This window comes from Bacillus sp. (in: firmicutes) (genome assembly GCF_031983925.1).
In the GTDB taxonomy this organism is placed as follows: domain Bacteria; phylum Bacillota; class Bacilli; order Bacillales; family Bacillaceae_G; genus Bacillus_A; species Bacillus_A pacificus.
Genome location: NZ_DALYZR010000001.1, coordinates 54,560 through 76,129 on the forward strand (window position 1 = coordinate 54,560; position 21,570 = coordinate 76,129).

Annotated in this window: 21 protein-coding genes and 1 riboswitch; of the genes, 14 read left to right on the forward strand and 7 right to left on the reverse strand. The window is 35.3% G+C overall.

Annotated features, from left to right (window positions below; translation table 11 throughout):
• Window positions 1-140: 140 nt before the first annotated feature.
• The 6 genes from RTP99_RS00275 to phaQ all read right to left on the reverse strand — a co-directional run bounded on the left by RTP99_RS00275 (window position 141) and on the right by phaQ (window position 4,561).
• Complete coding sequence (locus RTP99_RS00275; protein ID WP_000383322.1) at window positions 141-935, reverse strand: TerC family protein; 795 nt, start codon at window positions 933-935, stop codon at window positions 141-143.
• Between the two features lie 89 nt (window positions 936-1,024).
• Window positions 1,025-1,190: riboswitch (yybP-ykoY riboswitch) on the reverse strand.
• 38 nt (window positions 1,191-1,228) lie between these two features.
• On the reverse strand, window positions 1,229-2,548 hold the full coding sequence (locus RTP99_RS00280; RefSeq protein ID WP_000822320.1) for a TrkH family potassium uptake protein: 1,320 nt from the start codon (window positions 2,546-2,548) through the stop codon (window positions 1,229-1,231).
• A 114-nt stretch (window positions 2,549-2,662) separates the two neighbouring features.
• Window positions 2,663-2,848, reverse strand: coding sequence for an alpha/beta-type small acid-soluble spore protein (locus RTP99_RS00285; protein ID WP_001140707.1), 186 nt, complete (start codon window positions 2,846-2,848; stop codon window positions 2,663-2,665).
• 148 nt (window positions 2,849-2,996) lie between these two features.
• Window positions 2,997-3,440, reverse strand: coding sequence for a MaoC family dehydratase (locus RTP99_RS00290; RefSeq protein WP_001067914.1), 444 nt, complete (start codon window positions 3,438-3,440; stop codon window positions 2,997-2,999).
• A gap of 101 nt (window positions 3,441-3,541) precedes the next feature.
• Complete coding sequence (gene phaP / locus RTP99_RS00295) at window positions 3,542-4,066, reverse strand: polyhydroxyalkanoic acid inclusion protein PhaP (protein ID WP_000448589.1); 525 nt, start codon at window positions 4,064-4,066, stop codon at window positions 3,542-3,544.
• A gap of 42 nt (window positions 4,067-4,108) precedes the next feature.
• Window positions 4,109-4,561 carry a poly-beta-hydroxybutyrate-responsive repressor gene (phaQ, locus tag RTP99_RS00300; protein WP_000903021.1) on the reverse strand — a complete coding sequence of 151 codons (453 nt, stop codon included), beginning with the start codon at window positions 4,559-4,561 and terminating at the stop codon, window positions 4,109-4,111.
• A gap of 198 nt (window positions 4,562-4,759) precedes the next feature.
• Here phaQ and phaR point away from each other — a divergent pair, with 198 nt between their 5' ends.
• The 5 genes from phaR to RTP99_RS00325 all read left to right on the forward strand — a co-directional run bounded on the left by phaR (window position 4,760) and on the right by RTP99_RS00325 (window position 9,966).
• Complete coding sequence (phaR, locus tag RTP99_RS00305; protein WP_000566940.1) at window positions 4,760-5,242, forward strand: polyhydroxyalkanoic acid synthase subunit PhaR; 483 nt, start codon at window positions 4,760-4,762, stop codon at window positions 5,240-5,242.
• Window positions 5,243-5,393: 151 nt separating this feature from the next.
• Entirely contained in the window at window positions 5,394-6,137 is a 744-nt protein-coding gene (locus RTP99_RS00310) for an acetoacetyl-CoA reductase (protein ID WP_000250413.1), read from the forward strand.
• A gap of 82 nt (window positions 6,138-6,219) precedes the next feature.
• Complete coding sequence (gene phaC / locus RTP99_RS00315) at window positions 6,220-7,305, forward strand: class III poly(R)-hydroxyalkanoic acid synthase subunit PhaC (protein ID WP_000206335.1); 1,086 nt, start codon at window positions 6,220-6,222, stop codon at window positions 7,303-7,305.
• Window positions 7,306-7,399: 94 nt separating this feature from the next.
• Window positions 7,400-8,593: an NAD(P)/FAD-dependent oxidoreductase gene (locus RTP99_RS00320; protein WP_000772469.1), complete on the forward strand. Its 1,194-nt coding sequence runs from the start codon at window positions 7,400-7,402 to the stop codon at window positions 8,591-8,593.
• Between the two features lie 23 nt (window positions 8,594-8,616).
• A complete protein-coding gene (locus RTP99_RS00325; protein WP_001204696.1) occupies window positions 8,617-9,966 on the forward strand; it encodes a TrkH family potassium uptake protein in 1,350 nt (449 codons plus the stop codon).
• A 38-nt stretch (window positions 9,967-10,004) separates the two neighbouring features.
• On the opposite strand, the gene RTP99_RS00330 is transcribed toward RTP99_RS00325, so the two are convergent.
• The gene (locus RTP99_RS00330) at window positions 10,005-10,340 is read right to left on the reverse strand and encodes a DUF3905 domain-containing protein (protein WP_000725962.1); all 336 of its coding nucleotides are present in this window, start codon (window positions 10,338-10,340) and stop codon (window positions 10,005-10,007) included.
• A 148-nt stretch (window positions 10,341-10,488) separates the two neighbouring features.
• Here RTP99_RS00330 and RTP99_RS00335 point away from each other — a divergent pair, with 148 nt between their 5' ends.
• The 9 genes from RTP99_RS00335 to RTP99_RS00375 all read left to right on the forward strand — a co-directional run bounded on the left by RTP99_RS00335 (window position 10,489) and on the right by RTP99_RS00375 (window position 21,522).
• Complete coding sequence (locus RTP99_RS00335; RefSeq protein WP_000240799.1) at window positions 10,489-10,641, forward strand: hypothetical protein; 153 nt, start codon at window positions 10,489-10,491, stop codon at window positions 10,639-10,641.
• 228 nt (window positions 10,642-10,869) lie between these two features.
• Window positions 10,870-11,946 (forward strand): putative 2-aminoethylphosphonate ABC transporter substrate-binding protein, encoded by a 1,077-nt coding sequence (locus RTP99_RS00340; protein WP_000750887.1) that lies wholly within the window; start codon window positions 10,870-10,872, stop codon window positions 11,944-11,946.
• A gap of 20 nt (window positions 11,947-11,966) precedes the next feature.
• On the forward strand, window positions 11,967-12,968 hold the full coding sequence (locus tag RTP99_RS00345) for a putative 2-aminoethylphosphonate ABC transporter ATP-binding protein (RefSeq protein WP_000006185.1): 1,002 nt from the start codon (window positions 11,967-11,969) through the stop codon (window positions 12,966-12,968).
• A complete protein-coding gene (locus RTP99_RS00350; RefSeq protein WP_000425511.1) occupies window positions 12,969-14,726 on the forward strand; it encodes a putative 2-aminoethylphosphonate ABC transporter permease subunit in 1,758 nt (585 codons plus the stop codon). It abuts the gene before it with no gap.
• A 170-nt stretch (window positions 14,727-14,896) separates the two neighbouring features.
• Entirely contained in the window at window positions 14,897-15,691 is a 795-nt protein-coding gene (gene phnX / locus RTP99_RS00355) for a phosphonoacetaldehyde hydrolase (RefSeq protein WP_000687378.1), read from the forward strand.
• 15 nt (window positions 15,692-15,706) lie between these two features.
• A complete protein-coding gene (gene phnW, locus RTP99_RS00360) occupies window positions 15,707-16,804 on the forward strand; it encodes a 2-aminoethylphosphonate--pyruvate transaminase (RefSeq protein ID WP_000138246.1) in 1,098 nt (365 codons plus the stop codon).
• Window positions 16,801-17,985 carry a saccharopine dehydrogenase family protein gene (locus RTP99_RS00365; protein WP_000862150.1) on the forward strand — a complete coding sequence of 395 codons (1,185 nt, stop codon included), beginning with the start codon at window positions 16,801-16,803 and terminating at the stop codon, window positions 17,983-17,985. The genes phnW and RTP99_RS00365 overlap by 4 nt, the downstream gene beginning before the upstream one ends.
• A gap of 40 nt (window positions 17,986-18,025) precedes the next feature.
• Window positions 18,026-18,808, forward strand: a complete 783-nt coding sequence (locus RTP99_RS00370; protein WP_000117662.1) for a DeoR/GlpR family DNA-binding transcription regulator — start codon at window positions 18,026-18,028, stop codon at window positions 18,806-18,808.
• A 413-nt stretch (window positions 18,809-19,221) separates the two neighbouring features.
• Complete coding sequence (locus tag RTP99_RS00375; RefSeq protein WP_073569303.1) at window positions 19,222-21,522, forward strand: NEAT domain-containing leucine-rich repeat protein; 2,301 nt, start codon at window positions 19,222-19,224, stop codon at window positions 21,520-21,522.
• Window positions 21,523-21,570: the final 48 nt, after the last annotated feature.

A 21,570-nucleotide genomic window follows, 5' to 3' on the forward strand; every position in this document is an offset into this window, starting at 1 on the left:
TTCTGTCATAGTTTCAATAAGTTTGTGCAATGTTTCACAAAAAGGACATACATAGACGGAGAAAACGCTTACAAATAATAGTATAATAGAATTTTTCTGGACATAGAGAGGGGACAAGGAAAAAAGAAAAAGCGCTGTAATTACAGCGCTTTTTCGTCTAAATTCTTTTCTACTTTTGTTTCTACTTCTTTTGAGAAGAACCAACCACCAGCTGCGATTCCAACTAATACAATCCAGAATGTAAGCTTCCATGGTGTAGATTCTGGGAATGAATGCGGAATTACATTTAATGCAGGGTGTGCTAACGTATAAACTGCTAGTTTCACACCAACCCAACCTACAATTAAGAATGCCGCAGTTTCAAGTCCTGGTTTACGTTTTAAAATTTGTACGAAAGCAGTTGCCGCAAATCGCATAATGATTAATCCGATAAGTCCACCTACAAAGATAACAACGAATTGCCCAGTATCAAGACTACCAATTGTACCTAAACCTGTTTTTGGTAAAGTCATTGCTAATGCAACAGCAGCTAAAATAGAATCAACTGCGAAGGCGATATCTGCAACTTCAACTTTAAATACAGTCCACCAAAAGTTCTCTTGTTTTTTCTTTGCTTCTTTTTCTTCTGTTTCTTCATCTGTATTCTTTTTAACATACGTTTTAAATAAGTGATTACCAGCGATAAACATAAGGTAAATGGCACCGATTGCTTGCACTTGCCATACGTCCACTAGGAACGAAATCATAAATAACGATCCGAAACGGAAAACAAATGCCCCTGCTAATCCATAAAATAGTGCTTTCTTTCTTTTTTCTTCTGGTAAATGTTTTACCATAATTGCAAGAACAAGAGCGTTGTCAGCCGCTAAAATCCCCTCTAGTGCAATTAGGATGAGTAATACCCAACCATACTCCAATAATAATGATACATCCATGTACATTCTCCTCTCATTTCTATAAGTACTAAATAAGTGAAGAATTCCCCACTATTTAGTTTCCCCATACTCCTGCCTATTAACTTTAGAAGAATTTGGAAATGGATGCAAAAAAGACCTCTGCCGTTAATAGGCAAAGGTCTTGCTAGACATATGTAATGAAAATGCCAACAAAGCCGGAAGAACTAAGTTCTACGTAATGACGACTTTGTTTCCAAGAAATATTCTTGGACGCTACTCCCCTTTGGAGATATGCTATTGTACTCTCATTATATGGATAATTTATACGGTTGTCAACCTGTTAAAATGTCTTCATTCGGATATTTTATTTTCCGGTTCTTTTTACGTGCAAATGAAAAAGCTAATGTTAAAGGCCCCATCTTCCCAAAAAACATCATAAAGATAATAATAGCTTTTCCAATCATCGTTAAGTGTGGTGTGAAATTCATACTGAGACCGACAGTCCCAAATGCTGAAAATACTTCGAAAGCACTCATCAATAGAGGAACTCGCTCAGTAATGCTTAAAATTAAAATAGCAAAAAAAATAAATGAAATAGAAATAATAGCGATGGTCAATGATTTGACAATGAGAGTATCTTTAATGGATTTTTTAAACACGACAATATCGTCTTGTTCTTGTAAAAATTTAAATACCCCAAAAAACATGATTAAAAAGGTTGTTAATTTAATCCCACCGCCAGTTGAAGCACTACCGGCTCCGATAAACATTAGAAGCATCATTAATAAAAGGGAAGGCTTTGATAATGCGGAAATATCAACTGTATTAAACCCGGCAGTACGCGTTGAAATAGCTTGGAAATAAGCAGCCATGCCTTCTTCAAATGGGGTAAAGCCTCTCATAGAAAGAGAATTGTGAAACTCGAATATAAAAATAAAAACAGTCGCAATAATATTGATGATTAGAGTAGAAGAGAGCATAAGTTTTGAGTGTAATGTAAGGTTTTTAAAATTTTTCTTTCTTTTTATATCTACGATTACTGTAAAACCAATCCCCCCTAAAATAATGAGGGAGGAAATGACGAGATTGACAAGAATGCTGTGAGAGTGGGACATTAAATTATCGCTCCAAACAGAAAAACCTGCATTGTTAAAAGCAGAGATGGAATGAAAAAAGCTATAATAGATCCCTTTAGCAATCCCATATTTCGGTACCCATTCAAAAGAAAGAATGAAAGCAGCGATACATTCGACTGTAAAAGAGAATAAAAATAATGCTTTGGCAAGACGAATGACACCGCCTATATTCGTTTGATTTAATGCTTGTTGTAGTAAAATTCGGTTTTGAAGGCCAATTTTTCTGCCAAGCATAATCGCAATTAAAACAGCAAAGCTCATAATGCCAAGTCCGCCCACTTGTATAAGTGTTAAAATGACACATTGGCCAAATAAGGTAAATACTTTCCCAGTGTCCACAACACCAAGCCCTGTAACCGTACAAGCAGAAACGGTTGTAAATAAAGCATCGAGCCATGAAATAGACGTCGTTGTAGCAATTGGCAATTTTAATAAGCATGTACCGATAATTGATAACATAATAAAAGACAAAGTAAGAACACGGGGAGGACTCATGTGAATGTTAATCCGTTTCATGTTACATATCGTTCCTTTCAGTTTGCTTTTACTAGTATGTGAAAAAGCACCATTATGTATGTTAAAAATAGAAAGAGGCAGAGAATATCTGCCTCTAAGCCATATGTTATATTGTTATCCACGTAATTGTTGTTGAGCTAAAGAAACAAGACGTTTTGTTACTTCACCGCCAACTGATCCGTTAGAACGTGATGCAGTATTAGACCCTAAGCTTACGCCGAATTCTTGTGCAATTTCATATTTAAATTGATCAAGTGCTTGTTCAGCACCTGGAACTAGTAATTTGTTTGTTTTTGCCATGATGATACACATCCTTATGAGTAATCCAGTTCAGCTAAGTATGTATCTGAACTGGTACCGTTATTTTATGTGGAACCGGCGTGCTCATACGCGGAAGTAATCGGTGTGATTAGAAGTTATTGGATAGAAAAAAGAGTAGCAATTTTTGCTACTCTTTTTTTAGTATTGTCGCTGTACCTTCCACGACAATATCATCCGATTGATTATATATATTTGTTTGTAACGTAATGATTTTTTTATCGTCACGTTTTTTGATGACCTCTGCCACAACGCGAAGTGTATCGCCGATTTTGACAGGAGCGCAGAATGAAACGTTTTGAGATAAATAAATCGTATTTTTACCCGGGAGTTTCGTTCCAAGGATGGTAGAAATAAAACTTGAAACGAGCATACCATGAGCAATACGTTCTTTAAACATTGTCGTTTTTGCAAAAGAATCTAAAATATGAATAGGATTCACATCTCCAGTCAATTTTGCAAAATTGATAACGTCCTCATCCGTAATCGTTTTTGTAAGTGATGCTTGATCACCGACTTGAATCTCATCATAACGAAGCTCCGGGACGGTTTGTGCTTCTTGAAATGGATTCATTTTGTCCTCCTTCTTTTCCATATCGAAAAATGCTAGCCATCTTGATGTAGTAGGAGGAAGAAAGAGTTTTGTTTGTGCTGCAGTTAGCTCCCACATTTTTCTTACTTGATGGAAGTAAATAGATTTTTTGAGTTTTCCTCGAACTTTTTTGCGAGTTCCAACTGTTTTGTCTTGAAATCTTCCAAAAAACCTTCTAACTGTTTTTGAGCCTCTTCACGTTGTAATTGTTGTTGTTCAATAAATTGCTTCGTTGTTTCTTCAAATTGACCGCTTGTTTGAGTAAGGATAGACAAAGATGTTTTTGTAGGAGAAACAGTTAGCTGTTGCATATGAGCAGAAAGTTCTTTCCACTTGTCTTGCCACTCATTAATTTGATCATTTAAGGAGTTTCCTGTTAATTGCTTCACGTAATCTGTATATTGATTATTGAATTGAGTAGTGAATTGTTGCAGTTCTTTTTCCAGTTCATCTACTCCTGATGTTAATTTATGCAAAGCGTCTTGTTGTTGTTTTAATGTTTCTAAAGTAAGTTGCTCTAATTGTTTCCCAGCTGAAGAGAAAAGGGAAAGAGATTGAGACCAGTTTTTCCAAAATGCATCGACCAATTCGTATGGTTTAGTTTCCATTGTTTGACCCCCAAATGTTTTTTTGCATATTGTGAACGCAGATTACTCTGCTGTACCACCAGGTGAAGATGAAGAATCCTTTTCATCCTTTTCTGGAGAAGTGGCAAATGGAAAGAATGCGTTCGTATATAACGTGAAAAACGTTCGCAGCATATTTTGGTAATGCTCAAAAGAAGTTGCACATGTTGCTAAATATTTCTCTCCATATTCAGTTAAAGAATAAATTCTTTTTGCTGGCCCTCCTTCGCTTGTATCCCAAGTAGAAGAAATGAGGTTTTCTTTTTCTAATTTGCGTAGTGTTCTATAGACATTACCTTGGTCAACAGAAGAAAAGCCGATATCCATTAGCATTTGAATAAGTTTGTAACCATGAAGACTCCAGTCTTTTAGACATAGAAGTAAGAAGGGAACTAAGAAGTTTTTTGGCATGGAGTTTGGTTGTTTTGCTTGGTTGTTCTCCAAACTTTCGCGTTGTTCTGGTTCATTATGTAGCATGATTGTGCATCACCTCATGAATCAGTTAGATGGAATTTTTTGCTTATAAGTGCAATTTACACCTATCTGTTTTTAAAGTCAATACATTTGTTAGAAAATAGAAAAAAATAAAATATAGACTTGAAGTTTTATTCAGAATATTAGAAAATAATGAATAGGTTGAATTGTTTCAAAAACGAAAAAGGGAGTGTAGGTAAAGTGATTGATCAAAAATTCGATCCACTACAAGCATGGAAAAATGCTTATGAACAAACCGAAACATTTTGGGGAAAAGCGCTCAATGAAACAATTAAAACAGAAGAATATTCTGCTTGGATGGGCAGCGTTCTAGATTTGAATTTGTTTTATCAAAAAGCATTAAATGATACGACAAAAAATTATTTAGAGCAGGTGAATGTGCCTACGAAAGAGGATATCGCTAGAGTGGCTACGCTTGTTATTAACTTAGAAAATAAAGTGGATAACATTGAGGAGTTTCTAGAAGATAAGGTAGAGTCAGTAGGACAAGCTCCTACATTAAAGCGCGATGTTACGAAAGTAAAACAAGATATTCGCACATTAGAAACGAAAGTTGATCAAATTTTAGAATTGCTAGAAAAGCAAAATGCAGTACTAGCAAAACTACAAGAACCTGTAAAAGAAGAAGTAAAACCTACGAATAAGCCAGAAAATAAAAAGTGATAATAGCGCTTGTTTATAACATATGAAAGAGAAAGGGAGAATCTCTTTTCTATGTATAAACAGCGAAACATAATTATATAGGGACTCCATAGTATGAGTACCAAAATGATTCATAATAGTCGTTCACAAATTCATTTAAGGGGGAAAAGAAATGGTTCAATTAAATGGAAAAGTAGCAATCGTAACAGGTGGGGCAAAAGGGATTGGAAAAGCGATCACAGTAGCGTTAGCACAAGAGGGCGCAAAAGTTGTTATTAACTATAACAGCAGTAAAGAAGCAGCTGAAAACTTAGTAAATGAACTAGGAAAAGAAGGACATGATGTTTATGCAGTTCAAGCAGATGTTTCTAAAGTAGAAGACGCAAACCGACTTGTAGAAGAAGCAGTGAATCATTTTGGTAAAGTTGATATTCTTGTTAATAATGCTGGTATTACAAGAGATCGTACATTCAAAAAGTTAAATCGTGAAGATTGGGAACGCGTAATTGACGTGAACTTAAGCAGTGTGTTTAATACGACAAGCGCGGTACTTCCATACGTAACGGAAGCGGAAGAAGGTAGAATTATTAGCATTTCTTCTATTATTGGTCAAGCGGGTGGATTTGGACAAACAAACTACTCAGCAGCGAAAGCAGGTATGCTAGGATTTACAAAATCATTAGCATTAGAGCTTGCAAAAACAAATGTAACTGTAAACGCTATTTGCCCAGGATTTATTGATACTGAAATGGTAGCAGAAGTACCAGAAGAAGTACGCCAAAAAATCGTTGCGAAAATCCCGAAAAAACGTTTTGGTCAAGCTGATGAAATTGCAAAAGGTGTAGTATACCTATGCCGTGACGGTGCTTATATCACAGGTCAGCAATTAAACATTAACGGCGGATTATATATGTAATGAAGTAAGAAAAAAGTGCATATCCATAGCAGGAATGCACTTCTTTTTTTAGAAGGAAATTGACCAAAAAGGAGATAGAAAAATGACTACATTCGCAACAGAATGGGAAAAGCAATTAGAGCTATACCCAGAAGAGTACCGAAAAGCATATCGCCGAGTGAAAAGGGCGAGTGAAATTTTATTACGTGAACCAGAGCCACAAGTAGGACTAACGCCGAAAGAGGTTATTTGGACGAAGAATAAGACGAAGCTTTATCGCTACATTCCAAAACAAGAAAAAACACAAAGAGTTCCAATTCTATTAATATATGCTCTTATTAATAAACCATATATTATGGATTTAACTCCTGGAAATAGTTTAGTGGAATATCTAGTGGACCGTGGTTTTGATGTGTATATGCTTGATTGGGGCACATTTGGTTTAGAAGATAGTCATTTGAAATTTGATGATTTTGTGTTTGATTATATTGCAAAAGCAGTGAAAAAAGTAATGCGAACTGCAAAATCGGACGAGATTTCTTTACTTGGTTATTGCATGGGGGGAACGCTAACTTCTATTTATGCGGCACTTCATCCGCACATGCCAATTCGTAACCTAATCTTTATGACAAGTCCTTTTGATTTCTCTGAAACAGGATTATATGGTCCTTTATTAGATGAGAAATACTTCAATCTAGATAAAGCGGTTGATACATTTGGAAATATTCCGCCAGAAATGATTGATTTCGGAAACAAAATGTTAAAACCAATTACGAACTTTGTTGGTCCATATGTTGCTTTAGTAGATCGTTCAGAGAATGAGCGCTTCGTTGAAAGCTGGAGGTTAGTTCAAAAGTGGGTTGGCGATGGCATTCCGTTCCCAGGTGAATCATACAGACAGTGGATTCGTGATTTTTATCAAAACAATAAATTGGTTAAAGGTGAACTCGTTATTCGCGGACAAAAGGTAGACCTTGCAAATATTAAGGCGAATGTCTTAAATATTTCAGGGAAACGTGATCATATCGCCCTGCCGTGCCAAGTAGAAGCGTTGCTAGATCATATTTCTAGCACAGATAAACAATATGTATGTTTACCAACGGGACATATGTCGATTGTTTACGGTGGAACAGCGGTAAAACAAACGTATCCGACGATTGGAGACTGGCTTGACGAGCGATCTAAGTAAAAATAAAAAATCCAACTAGCATATGTTAGTTGGATTTTTTTATGTAAAATAACAAAACATAGAAAGGAGAAATTTATATTTTAGGAGTATAATTATGAAGCTTATGATTGGTAAGTTGTTTTGGGATACAGGAGCTTCTATGCCTTGTTATCCATCGTTAGAAAATGATATGATATGTGATATGCTTGTAGTTGGAAGTGGTGAAGCAGGTGCTCAAATAGCGTATTCGTTAGTGAAAATGGGAATGCGCGTTACACTTATTGAAAAAAATATGATTTCATGTGGCAGCACAGCTGCGAATACAGGGTTATTACAATTTCTTCATGATAAATCGTTAACCTCACTTATCCATACATTTGGGGAAGAAAAAGGGGTGCGAGCATATAAGCTTTGTTACGAAGCGTTACGAACAATGGAGAAAGTTGTACCGACTCTCGATATCGATCCCCAGTTTATTCCGCGAAACAGTTTATATTATGCAAGTAAAAGTGAAGATGTCTCATTTTTACAAGAGGAATACAAAACGTTACAGAATTATGAGTTTCCAGTTGAGTATTTTACAGCATCTGATATTAAGGAACGGTATCCTTTTACAAGACAAGCGGCATTATATACACACGGTGATGCTGAGGTAAATCCGTATTTATTAGCGCATAGCCTTTTGCATAAAGCAAACCAAATGGGTGCTAATATATATGAACATACAGAGGCCATACATATAAAAAAACGTCAAAATGATTTAATTTGTTATACGAAAACAGGAAATCAAATTGTAGCAAAGAATATTATTATGGCGACGGGTTATGAAGCACTTTTCGGAAAGAAAGAAAAAAATACAACAGTGGAAACATCATATGCAGTTGTGACAAATAAGGTAGATTCATTTGAAGGCTGGCATGAGCAATCATTAATTTGGGAAACAGCAAGGCCTTACTTATATTTTAGGACGTATGAAAATCGTATTATTGTAGGTGGATTGGATGAAGCAATGAAAATTCAAACAATCGGTGATACGAAATTATTGCATAAGCGTGATGTCCTTATTAACATTATAAAAGAGATGTTCCCCCAGTATAAAGATATACAGGCGGAGTATTATTGGGCGGCAGCATTTGGCGGTAGTCATGATGGTCTCCCTATTTTAAAAGAAGATAATAAGATACATAATTTATTTTATGCATTGCCATATGGAGGTAATGGAACTGTGTATGGAATGGTATTTGCTAAAATATTTGAGCAGTTATTTACAAATAAAGAAAGTGAAGATTTTTCTTTATTTAATCGATAGAAAAAAGGTAGCGAAGTGATGGAATGAGAGATATAAAAAAGTTTTTACAAAAATTGCGTCCTGTACAACTCATTGTTTTGTTTTATTTATTAGCAGTAGTTGTATCGGTAATATTACTTAGTTTACCGTTTGTTACAAAGGCTGATGTGAAATGGACATTTATTGATGCCCTCTTTACATCTGTTAGTGCGGTAAGTGTTACGGGACTGTCTGTTGTTACGATTTCAGATACATTTACTACGGCAGGAATTATTATTTTAGCCCTTATTTTACAATTGGGCGGCTTAGGAATTATGGCGCTAGGTACATTCGTTTGGATTATAACAGGAAAAAAGATTGGTTTGCAGAGAAGAAGACTGATTATGGCAGACCATAACCAAGGGAATTTATCAGGTCTTGTAGAATTGATGCGTTCTATTTTAATTGTAATTATTTCAATAGAGCTTATTGGAGCAATATTATTAGGTACAAGATTCTTACTTTACTTTCCAACTTGGCAAGAAGCTTATTTTCACGGTTTTTTTGCAGCTGTTAGTGCAACTACGAACGGCGGATTTGATTTAACAGGACAATCGCTAATTCCGTATAAAAAAGATTACATTGTTCAAATGATTCATATGTTACTTATTATTTTAGGAGCAATCGGCTTCCCTGTATTAATGGAAGTGAAACAATTCCTTAGTAAAAGGAGACAGCAACTATTTCGTTTTTCGTTATTTACAAAATTGACGACAACAACATTTTTTGCGCTCGTGGTCGTTGGAACGATTATGATTTTTTTACTAGAACGAAATCATTTTTTAGCAGGAAAGTCATGGCATGAAACAGTTTTCTATACACTATTCCAATCTGTGACGACGCGAAGTGGGGGACTTGCTACAATGGATATACTTGAATTGTCACAACCGACGCTTTTATTTATGAGTATATTAATGTTTATAGGAGCATCTCCAAGTTCGGTTGGGGGCGGGATACGTACAACAACATTTGCTGTTAGTATATTGTCACTATACACTTTTGCAAGAGGCGGGAGAACGGTTAGAGTCTTCAAACGTCAGCTACATGAAGAGGACGTGCTGAAAGCATCTGTCGTTATGACAATGGGGATTTTATTATGTGCCACAGCACTATTTATTTTATCTATTACGGAAAATGTACCGCTTATGAGTTTAATTGTTGAAGTCTGTTCTGCTTTCGGGACGACAGGACTATCGACAGGTATTACGCCAGATTTAACAACTGTTGGTAAACTTGTACTCATTGTACTTATGTTTATCGGGCGTGTAGGTATTTTAACATTTATACTAGCTAGTGGTGGAAGAGAACAGCCACCTCGCTATAAATACCCGAAAGAGAGAATTATTATTGGATAGTATGAAACCATTCTACCTATGTTAGGTAGAATGGTTTTTTAGTCGTTAATGCCAAATTGCGGATGCATAAAAGTATCCTTCTTATTATCTCCTTCTTTTTTTAGTAACTCTTGATTTTCTTCTGAAATCCACCCAATATCATTTGTAGGATGGATCCATTCTTCTCCAGCCATAATGGCAGGGTCTACATCATCACTCCAATTGTGAAGTGGACTGTTCTCGGAATCATATTTACTATCTCCGATTACGACGTCATATTGATTTATGAAAGGTTGTTGCATCTTCTTTCCTGTTCCTTTAAAAGATGGGAAATTCATTTGATGCGGGAGCGTTTCATCTAAAATGGGTGACTGGATTTTATCTTTCTTCTTCAAAATAAGAGCTCCTTTTTATTATGATTTCTTCATATGTAGTATTTCCATCTAGCAGTTCTTATGTACTTGTTAACACTTGCCAGTAATAATTATTTTAGCTTGCTTCAAACTAGAGTAGAAAGTGAATTTTTGAGAGCAGGTGAATGTATTGGTAAAAAGAAAAGTGAAACAAAATGCGGCAATCAACAATAATAAAACTCCGAAAGAAAGCTTACCAGATGCAGAATTTGCATTAGAGTATGAAGGAGAAAATAGCGCGAAGTATGCAAATCGTAATTCAAAAAAAGGTAAACAAAAGTGAGGCGTTTTTTACAAACGCCTCACTTTTTTGTGGGATTATAAAGGTTTTTTTAATTATTTGTAAATTTAGTGTTCATTATTAGCAGAAAAATGCGAAAAAACATAGAAGTAGCAACGTATTACACAAAAACAAACAACAAACAAAAGATTAATGTTGGTTTAATACTGCTTTTACACTAGTTGTTTATATTTGAGTTGTACATAAGATTTGTAAAAGGAGAGAGAGACAGTGAAAAAAACAATCTTTAAAGCTGTAGCAACTGGAATGGTATTTTCGTTATTAATGGGGTGTGGTGCAAAGAAAGAAGAAAGTGCTGGGGCAAAAGTAAAAGATGATAAATTATCTGGATCATTAACTGTTTACACAGCAATTGAAGAAGAACTTGTACCAATTTATCTTGATTCTTTTAAAAAGAAATATCCAGATGTGAAGCTGAATATTGTTCGTGATTCAACTGGAGTTATTACAGCAAAATTGCTAGCTGAAGGAAAAAATACACAAGCAGATGTTGTATGGGGAACTGCAGCTTCAAGTCTATTAGCTTTAGATAAAAAAGATATGTTAAAAGGATACTCTCCAAAGGGAGCGGATCGCGTTTTACCGCAATTTAAAGATGATAAACAACCAGAAAAATGGGTAGGAAATACTGCATTTATGACGGGGATTGCTATAAATAAAGAAGAATTAAAGAAGAAAAATTTACCGATGCCAGAATCATACGAAGACTTAACGAAACCAGAGTATAAAGGAACGCTTGTTATGCCACATCCAGCATCTTCTGGAACAGGATTTTTAACAGTTTCTGCATGGTTACAAATTATGGGTGAAGATAAAGGCTGGGATTACATGAAGAAACTTCATGATAATATGGCAACTTATACTCATTCAGGTTCAAAACCAGCGAAATTAGCGGGTGCGGGTGAATATCCAGTTGGTGTATCGATGGTTTATAGTGCTTTGAAAGAGAAACAAAAAGGTGCACCAGTTGAAGTTGTATTGCCAAAAGAAGGATTAGGTTGGGAAGTAGAAGCGAACGCACTTATTAAAAAAGATAATGCAAAAAATGAAAAATTAGCGCAAGCATTTTTAGATTGGGCAATTACTGATGATGTAATGAAGTTATACTTCGAGAAAAATGGATTTGCGACAATTAAAAATGATTATAAACTTCCAGACGGATTCCCTAAAGATGTGACGGAAAAGTTATACAAAAAGAACGACTTTAAGTGGGCAGCAGAAAATCGCGACAAAATTTTAGAAAAATGGGAAAAAGAGTTTGGCCAAAAAGCAGAACCGAAAAAGTAAGTGAGTAGGAGAGAGAAAAAATGAGCGAATATTTATCAATTCAACACATTCAAAAACAGTTTGATGCATTTACAGCGTTAAAAGATATTTCTTTTACTGTGAAAAAAAATGAGTTTGTATGTTTATTAGGCCCAAGTGGTTGTGGGAAAACAACATTGCTTCGAATTTTAGCAGGGCTAGAAGAGGCGACAACAGGTAGTATAGCTGTGAATGGAAAAGATATTACAGCATTACCTCCTGGAAAGAGGAATTTCGGAATGGTGTTTCAATCCTATGCGTTATTTCCGAATTTAACAGCACTTGAAAACATTGAATACGGCTTAAAGACAAAAAAGTATGGAAAAGCAGAAGTAAAAGAGAAGGCGCTATCGGCGTTAGAACTAGTTGATTTACTGAATGTAAAAGATAAATATCCTGCTCAAATGTCTGGTGGACAACAGCAGCGAGTAGCACTTGCACGTGCACTCGCTCTGTCTCCGGATATTTTGTTACTCGATGAGCCGTTATCTGCTTTAGATGCAAAAGTACGTGAAAAGTTACGTAGAGAAATGCGTGATTTGCAAGAAAAAGTAGGAGTGACAACTATTATGGTCACGCATGATCAAGAAGAGGCATTAACGATGGCTGATAAAATTGTTGTAATGAATCATGCGGAAATTATGCAGATTGGCACACCAGAGGAGATTTACCAAAGGCCAGCCAATCCATTTGTGGCAGATTTTATTGGTTCTATTAATTTCTTTTCGAAAAATAACGAAGAACATGCAATTCGTCCGGAACATGTAACAGTCGTACAAAATAATGGTATGAAAACAATTGTAGAAAGCATGGAGTTTCGCGGATCTGTATACCGGACAGAAGTGCGCGTTATAGATGAGGAAACGCATCTATATAATGAGAAAATCGTTGTAGATATATTGGCATCAGAAGTAGAAAAAACAGCTATTAGGAAAGGAAAGCCGATTCAAATCTCTTTCTCAGAAAATCATATGTTGTCATATGGAAAGAAGGTTGTTGTATAGATGGAGATGTTAGAAAATTTAAAGGTAGAAAGTACGAAAAAAAAGATTAAGAGACGTATCGGTAAAGAAGAATGGATACAAAGACTATTAATTATTGGTATGATTCTTGCCTTTTTGATTATGCTTGTATTGCCACTATTACAATTGTTTACACAAGCGTTTTATGATAAAGATGGAGCTTTCATTGGTGTTGCGAATTTCAGTAAATATTTCACAACCCCAACATTAGTTCAATCATTACAAAATACGATATGGATTTCGGGCGTGACAACAATTATTGCAGTGGCACTTGCTTTCGCTTACGCCTATGCAATCGCTCGTACGAATGTATTTGGAAAGCGTGTATTTCAATATGTCGCGTTGTTACCGTTATTCGCACCAACGATGATGCATGGTATCGCACTTACATATTTATTTGGTAATCAAGGATTAGTAACGAAAGGGATGTTTGGTTTATTTGAAGGCATACAAATCCCTTTATATGGACCAGTAGGAATTGTAATGGCTGAAGTCATGTATACATTTCCGCAAGCATTTCTTATATTATTAATTGCTTTCCAAGGTTCTGATTATCGTTTATACGAAGCTTCTAATATGTTGGGAGCGAGTAAAACAAAGCAATTTCTCACTGTTACTTTACCTAGTGTAAAGTATGGATTAATTAGTGCGATGTTTGTTGTGTTTACACTTAGTTTTACTGATTTTGGTGCACCAAAAATTGTTGGTGGGCAATATAATGTACTTGCTACTGATGTATACAAACAAGTAATTGGACAACAAAATATGCCGATGGGTGCAACTGTCGGAATGATTTTATTAATCCCAGCTATATTTGCGTTTGCAGTTGATCGTATTACGCAAAGAAAGCAGGCAAATTTCTTATCTTCAAAAGCAGTGCCATATAGAATAACGGCTAATAAGAAAAGAGATGTAGCCTCGTTCATATATTGTAGTGTGATTACATTTATGATTATTCTTTTATTTGTGGCAGTTGGTATTGCGGCAAGTGTGAAAGTATGGCCATATAATATGAGTTTTACATTTGAACATTTTAATTTTTCGAGTTTAACAGGAGATGGACTTGAAGCATTTAAAAATAGTGTAATTGTATCAGCGGTAACAGCAGTTATTGGGGCAATTTTAACATTTATGTTCGCATATGCGATTGAAAAAATAAATCAGCTAAAGTTTTTCCGAAAAACAGGCTATTTTTTCTCAATTGTACCTTTAGCAATCCCAGGTCTAGTACTTGGATTGGGATACGTCTTTTTCTTTAGTCAACCAACGATTCAAATACTTGGATTATCAGTAACGAATCCGTTTCATTCTTTATATGGAACAATCGCTGTGTTAGTACTAGTCAATATCATTCATTTTTATTCTGTAACATTCGTTACGGCAACGACTGCTTTAAAGAAATTAGACCGAGAGTTTGAGCTTGTTTCGCAGTCGATGGGCATTCCGTTTTATAAAACATTCTTTAGAGTAACGGTACCAATGTGCTTACCAGCAATTTTAGAAATGGTCATGTACTATTTCGTAAATTCGATGGTAACTGTGTCAGCGGTTGTATTCTTATACGCAGCTGATTTTAAACTAGCGGCCGTATCAATCGTAAATATGGATGATGCAGGAAATGTAGCGCCAGCAGCTGCAATGAGTGTACTTATTGTTGTTACAAATATTGTAGTAAGAGTTGTATATGAATGGGGAACGAAAGCACTTCGTAACCGAACTTCACAATGGCAAAAAAGATAAAGTGAAACTTTAATCAGTGGGGGGGTTCCTCCCCCACTGATTATTAGTTGAACCAATCGGGCGTTAACGGGCAGTTGATCTCCCACTTAACTTTTTTGCTCCAGCCGAATTTTGAGGGGGAAATCTTATTGCCCGTTAACGCGGGATAAATAAGAAGGGTGATGGATTGTATGAAAATAGAAGCAGTTATTTTTGATTGGGCAGGTACGACAGTTGATTACGGATGTTTTGCACCACTGGAAGTATTTATGGAGATTTTCCATAAACGCGGTGTGGTAATTACAGCAGAAGAAGCCCGTAAACCAATGGGATTATTAAAAATTGATCATGTAAGGGCGCTAACAGAAATGCCTCGTATTGCGAGTGAGTGGAATCGCGTTTTTGGACAATTACCAACAGAAACAGACATTCAGGAGATGTATGAAGAATTTGAAGAGATTCTCTTCACTATTTTACCGCGCTATGCGTCGCCAATTCATGGAGTAAAGGAAGTGATTGCTTCTTTGCGTGAAAGAGGAATTAAAATTGGTTCAACGACTGGTTATACGAGAGAGATGATGGACATTGTAGCAAAAGAAGCAGCGCTACAAGGATATAAACCTGATTTTCTTGTAACACCAGATGATGTTCCTGCTGGGCGTCCATATCCGTGGATGTGCTATAAAAATGCGATGGAACTTGGTGTATACCCGATGAATCATATGATAAAAATTGGAGACACGGTATCAGATATGAAAGAGGGAAGAAATGCTGGTATGTGGACAGTTGGTGTAATTCTTGGTAGTAGCGAACTCGGCTTAAGTGAAGAGGAAGTGGAGAATATGGATCCAGTAGAGCTTCGTGAAAAAATAGAAGTAGTTCGTAATCGCTTTGTTGAAAATGGAGCGCACTTTACGATTGAAACGATGCAAGAACTTGAAACCGTAATGGAACATATTGAGAAACAACAACTTATTATTTCATAAAAGGGGAAGAGGATCATGACTGAAAATCACTACTTATTATTAACGCCAGGACCATTAACGACAACAAAAACAGTAAAAGAAGTTATGCTATACGATTGGTGTACGTGGGATGTTGAATATAACACGATGGTGCAAGATGTAAGAGCTAAACTTGTATCGTTAGCAACGAAGGAAGAAGAGAAATATACGACTGTTCTTATGCAAGGAAGCGGTACGTTTTCAGTTGAAGCAGTAATTGGTTCTGTTATTCCTAAAAATGGAAAGTTGCTTGTTTGTACAAATGGTGCGTACGGTAAGCGAATTGTACAAATGGCAGAGATGTTACATATAGATGTGGTGGTAAGTCAAACAGAAGAGTGGGAGCCTACTAATGTTGTAGAAGTAGAAAAGATATTACAACAAGATAAAGAGATTACACATATTGCAATTGTCCATTGTGAAACAACGACAGGTATTATTAATCCAATTGTAGACGTATGTAAATTAGGGAAGCAATACGGAAAAGTAACACTAGTTGATGCAATGAGTAGTTTTGGTGGTATTGAAATAGATATCGCTGAGTTGCAAATTGACTTTCTAATTAGTAGTGCGAATAAATGTATTCAAGGGGTTCCAGGGTTCGGATTTGTTATTGCAAAGCGCGATGAATTGTTGAAATGTAAAGGGCAGGCACGTTCATTATCTTTAGATTTATACGATCAATGGGAAACGATGGAAAATCAAAATGGAAAATGGCGTTTTACATCACCTACACATGTTGTACACGCTTTTTATCAAGCACTACTCGAATTAGAAAAAGAGGGCGGAGTAAAAGCACGTTACAATCGATATGATAACAATCAAAAACTATTAGTGAATCGAATGAGAGAAATCGGATTTAAGCCACTAGTAGATGAAAAATATCAATCACCTATTATTACATCTTTCATTTATCCAGAAGAATGGTTTGATTTTGAGCAATTATACAATGAATTAAAGCGTGATGGATTTGTTATATATCCAGGTAAAATTTCAAAAGTAGATACATTCCGCATTGGAAATATCGGTGATGTACATGAGGCAGATATTAATCGCTTAGTTGATAGTATCGCTAAAGGAGTTGTTATAGGTTGAAAGTATTTTGCTTAGGTGGAGCAGGTAAAATTTGTCGTGAAGCAATTTTAGATTTAGTGCAATTTTCATCTTTTGAGACGATTACAGTAGCAGATTTTAACGAAGAAGAGGGGCTTAAAGTAGTAGAATGGCTCAACGATCCTCGCGTTGATTTTGTGAAAGTAGATGTAACGAATCATGAGGATACGGTTGCAAAAATGAAGGGCTATGACATTGTAATGGATGGTACAACAATTAAGTTAAATGGATTATCTACTCGATGTATTGCAGAAGCAGGTTGTCACGGTGTGAATTTAAATGGATTTGGTGAAGAAAATGATTCGCATTCTATATTTGTTCAAAACGGAAAAACATGTTTACCTGGGTTTGGTATGACGCCAGGTGTAACGCAAATGATGGCGATGTATGCGGCAAATCAGTTACATACTGTAGAGTCAGTTCGTGTAAGTCATGGTTCGTATCGTCCCATTGCTTTTTCTGCATCCATTACAGAAACAACGACATATGAATATGATCCACATTTGCCATCGCGTACAGTGTATGAAGATGGTGAGTTTAAGCAAGTGCCTCCGTTTGCGCGTCCAAGAGAAATTGAATTACCGGCGCCTTATGGTAAGACAACGCAGTATATCATACCGCATTCTGAAACGATTACGTTAGCAAAAGCATTAGAAAATAAAGGCGTTAAACTAATAGAGACGAGAGGAACTTGGCCAAAGCAAAATATGCAGCTCGTACGTGCATTGTATGATTACGGTATATTGCGTAATGACCAAGTTGAAATAAATGGAAAAGAAATCGGCATAATGGATTGTATTGCGAAGTATTTATTGCAATCGAAAGAAGGACAAGAAACAGAGATTTACGGTTATGCACTTCATGTAGAAGTAATAGGTATGAAAAATAATGAGAAACAAAGACGTGTATTATATCATACACACCCGTTATCTGATGGATCTGTTGTAGGATGGGAAAAATTAAGAGCTTATACGAGAAACGTCGGTATTCCATTTGGGATTGCTACAGAGCTAATCGCAAAAGGGAATGTAAATAAAGTTGGTGTTGTGACACCCGAGGAAGCTTTTGTCAAACCACAAATTATTTTTGATGAACTAAAAAAGCGTGGTATTCATATTCACGAGGAAGTTTTCGTTGAAAAGGAAAGTTATAACTTTGTATAAGTAAGGCAGTGTATGAGGTAGAAATCAATGGGGTGAGGTTATGTCTGTAGTAGGTGAAGAAAGAAAGCGAACCATTCTTGAGAAGGTAGAGTTTAAAGGGAAGGTAAAAGTTTCAGAATTAGCGAGAGAGTTTGCTGTATCAACAGAGACGATTCGTCGTTATTTAGAAGAATTGGATCGTGAAAAGAAGTTGAAGAAAGTGTATGGTGGAGCCGTCCAACTTCCGGGAGCTGGAATAGAGGCACCAATGTTAGAACGAGAGATGCTACATATAGAAGAGAAGAAGCGAATTGGGTATAAAGCAGCAACATTTGTAGAAGATGGAGATGTTATTGCGATTGATGACGGAAGTACACCACTTCAAATGGTACCATATCTGGTACATCGCAAAAATTTAACGATTGTAACAAGTTCATTTCCAGTAGCGACACAATTAATTTCTTCTATTAATAAAAAGATGTTTCACGGTGAAGTTTTATTTATTGGTGGAAAAGTTTCTCCAAAACATTCACGCGTATCAGGATCTATTTCGCAGCAAGTTATCCAGCAATTTCATTTTCATAAAGCATTTGTTTCGATTGATGGATTATTACCTGGTTTTGGAGTTTCTAGTTTTGAATTAGAAAAGGCGAAACTGTCAGAAGCGATGATGAAATTAGCAGAGAAAACATATATTTTATGTGATCATACAAAGGTAGGCGTAAAAGGAAATTACCGAATAGCAGCGTTTTCGCGCATTCAACATGTAATTTGTGATAAGAAAATGCCCTATAGTTTTGAAGAGGAAGTTAAAAGGCATAATATTCAATGGACAATTTGTTAAATACGTAGAACTCCCACCTGATTGTGAGGTGGGAGTTCTACTGCCTGCAAATAGCGGGATAAAAGTTTTGTATTTATGCAAAAAAAGTGGACACATTTTCCCATCTCTTTCATATAATTTACCAATACAAAAAAAGTTGGTCGAAGGAAAGAAGGGGAAGTATGTCAGAACGGATATATAATAAACTTGTCTTGTATGCAAATATTTTGCAAAAAATTGGTGTCATCAATGAGAAGGAAAAAAATGAAATTCTTCATACGATAGGTAAAAAAGCTCTTTGAATAAAGGGCTTTTATATTTTTTACCTTTAAAAATATAAATTTAATGTAATATTCTCGTTGACATCGATAATGATATTCATTATCATTTATTTATGAGTAATTGATAATGTTTATCAATTATAAAGATTATATATGATAGGGGATATTATTTTGAAAAAAAATTATATGAAGGCGCTAGTAGTAGCGACAACATTAGCAATTCCATTTGCTGCATACTCTACTCCAGCGTTAGCAGCAATAAAAATTGAAGCAAACCAATCGGTAGCGGCAGCTAGTGAACGTACATACGATACTGAGATTAAAATATATAAGGATCAAAAAGATGAGCCATCTATGGTTTCTCAATATATAAAAGATCCTAAAGTAACGATTGCGGACGGGAAAAAAATTGTAACTGTAACAATGCAAGATAGCGATTATTTTCAATACCTTAGAATAGAGGATAAAAACCAACCTGGCGTATTTCATGATGTAAAAGTTTTGTCAGAAGATAAGAGGAAGAATGGAACGAAAGTGGTTCAATTTGAAATTGGCGAGTTTGAGAAGAAGCACAATATGCAAATGCATATACTTATTCCGGCTATTGGATATGATCACAAATATCAAGTTCAATTTGAAATTAAAGATCCAACTGTAGGTGACAAAGAAACAGAGAAACCAGATGATAACTCTAATTCCGGCAATACGGAGACGGATCATCCAGTTGATAATCAAAATATGATAACAGATAATAAATTAAGAGAGCTTGTTAATAAAAAGGTATTTAATAGAAAAGATTTAAATACACCAATCACGAAAGAAGAGTTATTACAAGTAAAGGACTTGTTTTTAAATACGAATGAGATACTGGATTATAGTGCATTAAAATATATGCCAAATTTAAAATCTTTAACAGTTGCGAATGCGAAGATAAAAGATCCATCATTCTTTACGAGCTTAAAACAATTGAAACATTTAGCTTTACGTGGTAATGAATTTTCAGATGTAACACCAATTGTTAAGATGGATAATTTAGATTCTCTTGATTTAAGTAATAATAAAATTACGAACGTTGCACCACTAATTGAAATGAAAAATGTAAAAAGTTTATATTTATCAGGCAACCAAATAGAAGATGTAACAGCATTAGCGAAAATGGAACAACTAGATTACTTGAATTTAGCAAATAATAAAATTACGAATGTTACGCCATTAAGCGCGTTGAAAAATGTAACATACTTAACTTTAGCAGGTAATCAAATTGAAGATATTAAACCGTTATATTCATTACCTTTAAAAGACTTAGTATTAACACGTAATAAAGTAAAAGACTTATCCGGTATTGAGCAAATGAAGCAATTAGAAGAATTGTGGATCGGGAAAAATGAAATAAAAGATGTTACTCCTCTAAGTAAGATGACACAGTTAAAACAATTACACTTACCTAACAATGAGTTAAAGGATATTACTCCATTATCAAGTCTAGTAAACTTACAAAAGCTTGATTTAGAAGCGAATTATATTTCAGACTTAACACCAGCTAGCAATTTGAAAAAGTTAGTATTCTTAAGTTTTGTTGCAAATGAAATTCGTGATGTTCGACCAGTTATAGAACTAAGTAAAACAGCCTATATCAATGTTCAAAATCAAAAAGTATTTTTAGAGGAAACAGAAGTAAATAAAGAAGTAAAAGTACCTATATACGAGAAAGATGGTAAAATCTCTACAAAAATTCGTTTAAAGAGAGAAGGTGGTACGTATAGTAATGATGCAGTTAAGTGGAGTACACCGGGTGAGAAAGTATATGAATTTGGTGTAAAAGATCCATTTGCGGATACAGGAATCTTCTTCACAGGATCTGTGATTCAAAATGTGGTAGAAAGTAAAGAAGACAATAATTCTAAAGAAGATGAAAAAGTAGGAGTAGTAGAATTTAAAGATGTACCAAAAGGACATTGGTCAGAGGAAGCAATTCATTATTTAGCGAAAGAAAATATTTTCAAGGGATATGGAAATGGACAATTTGGATTTGGGGATCGTATTACTCGTGGACAAGTTGCGTCTTTAGTACAAAGGTATTTGAAATTAGAAAATAAAGTAGAGCAGAAAGAGAGATTTACAGATACGAAAGGACATATGTTTGAGCAAGATATTGCTACAGTTGCGCAAGCTGGAATTATGCAAGGAGATGGTACTGGGGAGTTTCGTCCAGATGGAGTATTAACTCGATACGAAATGTCTGTAGTATTATATAAAGTATTTCAGCTAAAAGAAGATGAAAATAATAAAGTGAACTTTAATGATGTACCAACTGGTCATTGGGCAGAAGAATATGTGAAAGCGTTAGCGGACAATAACATATCAAAAGGTGATGGAAAAGGAAACTTTTTAGGTGATGATTTTGTAACACGTGAACAATATGCACAGTTCTTATATAACGCAATAATGAAATAAAAGATGAGAAAATACGTTATTCTTTGATTGAAAAAGAATAACGTATTT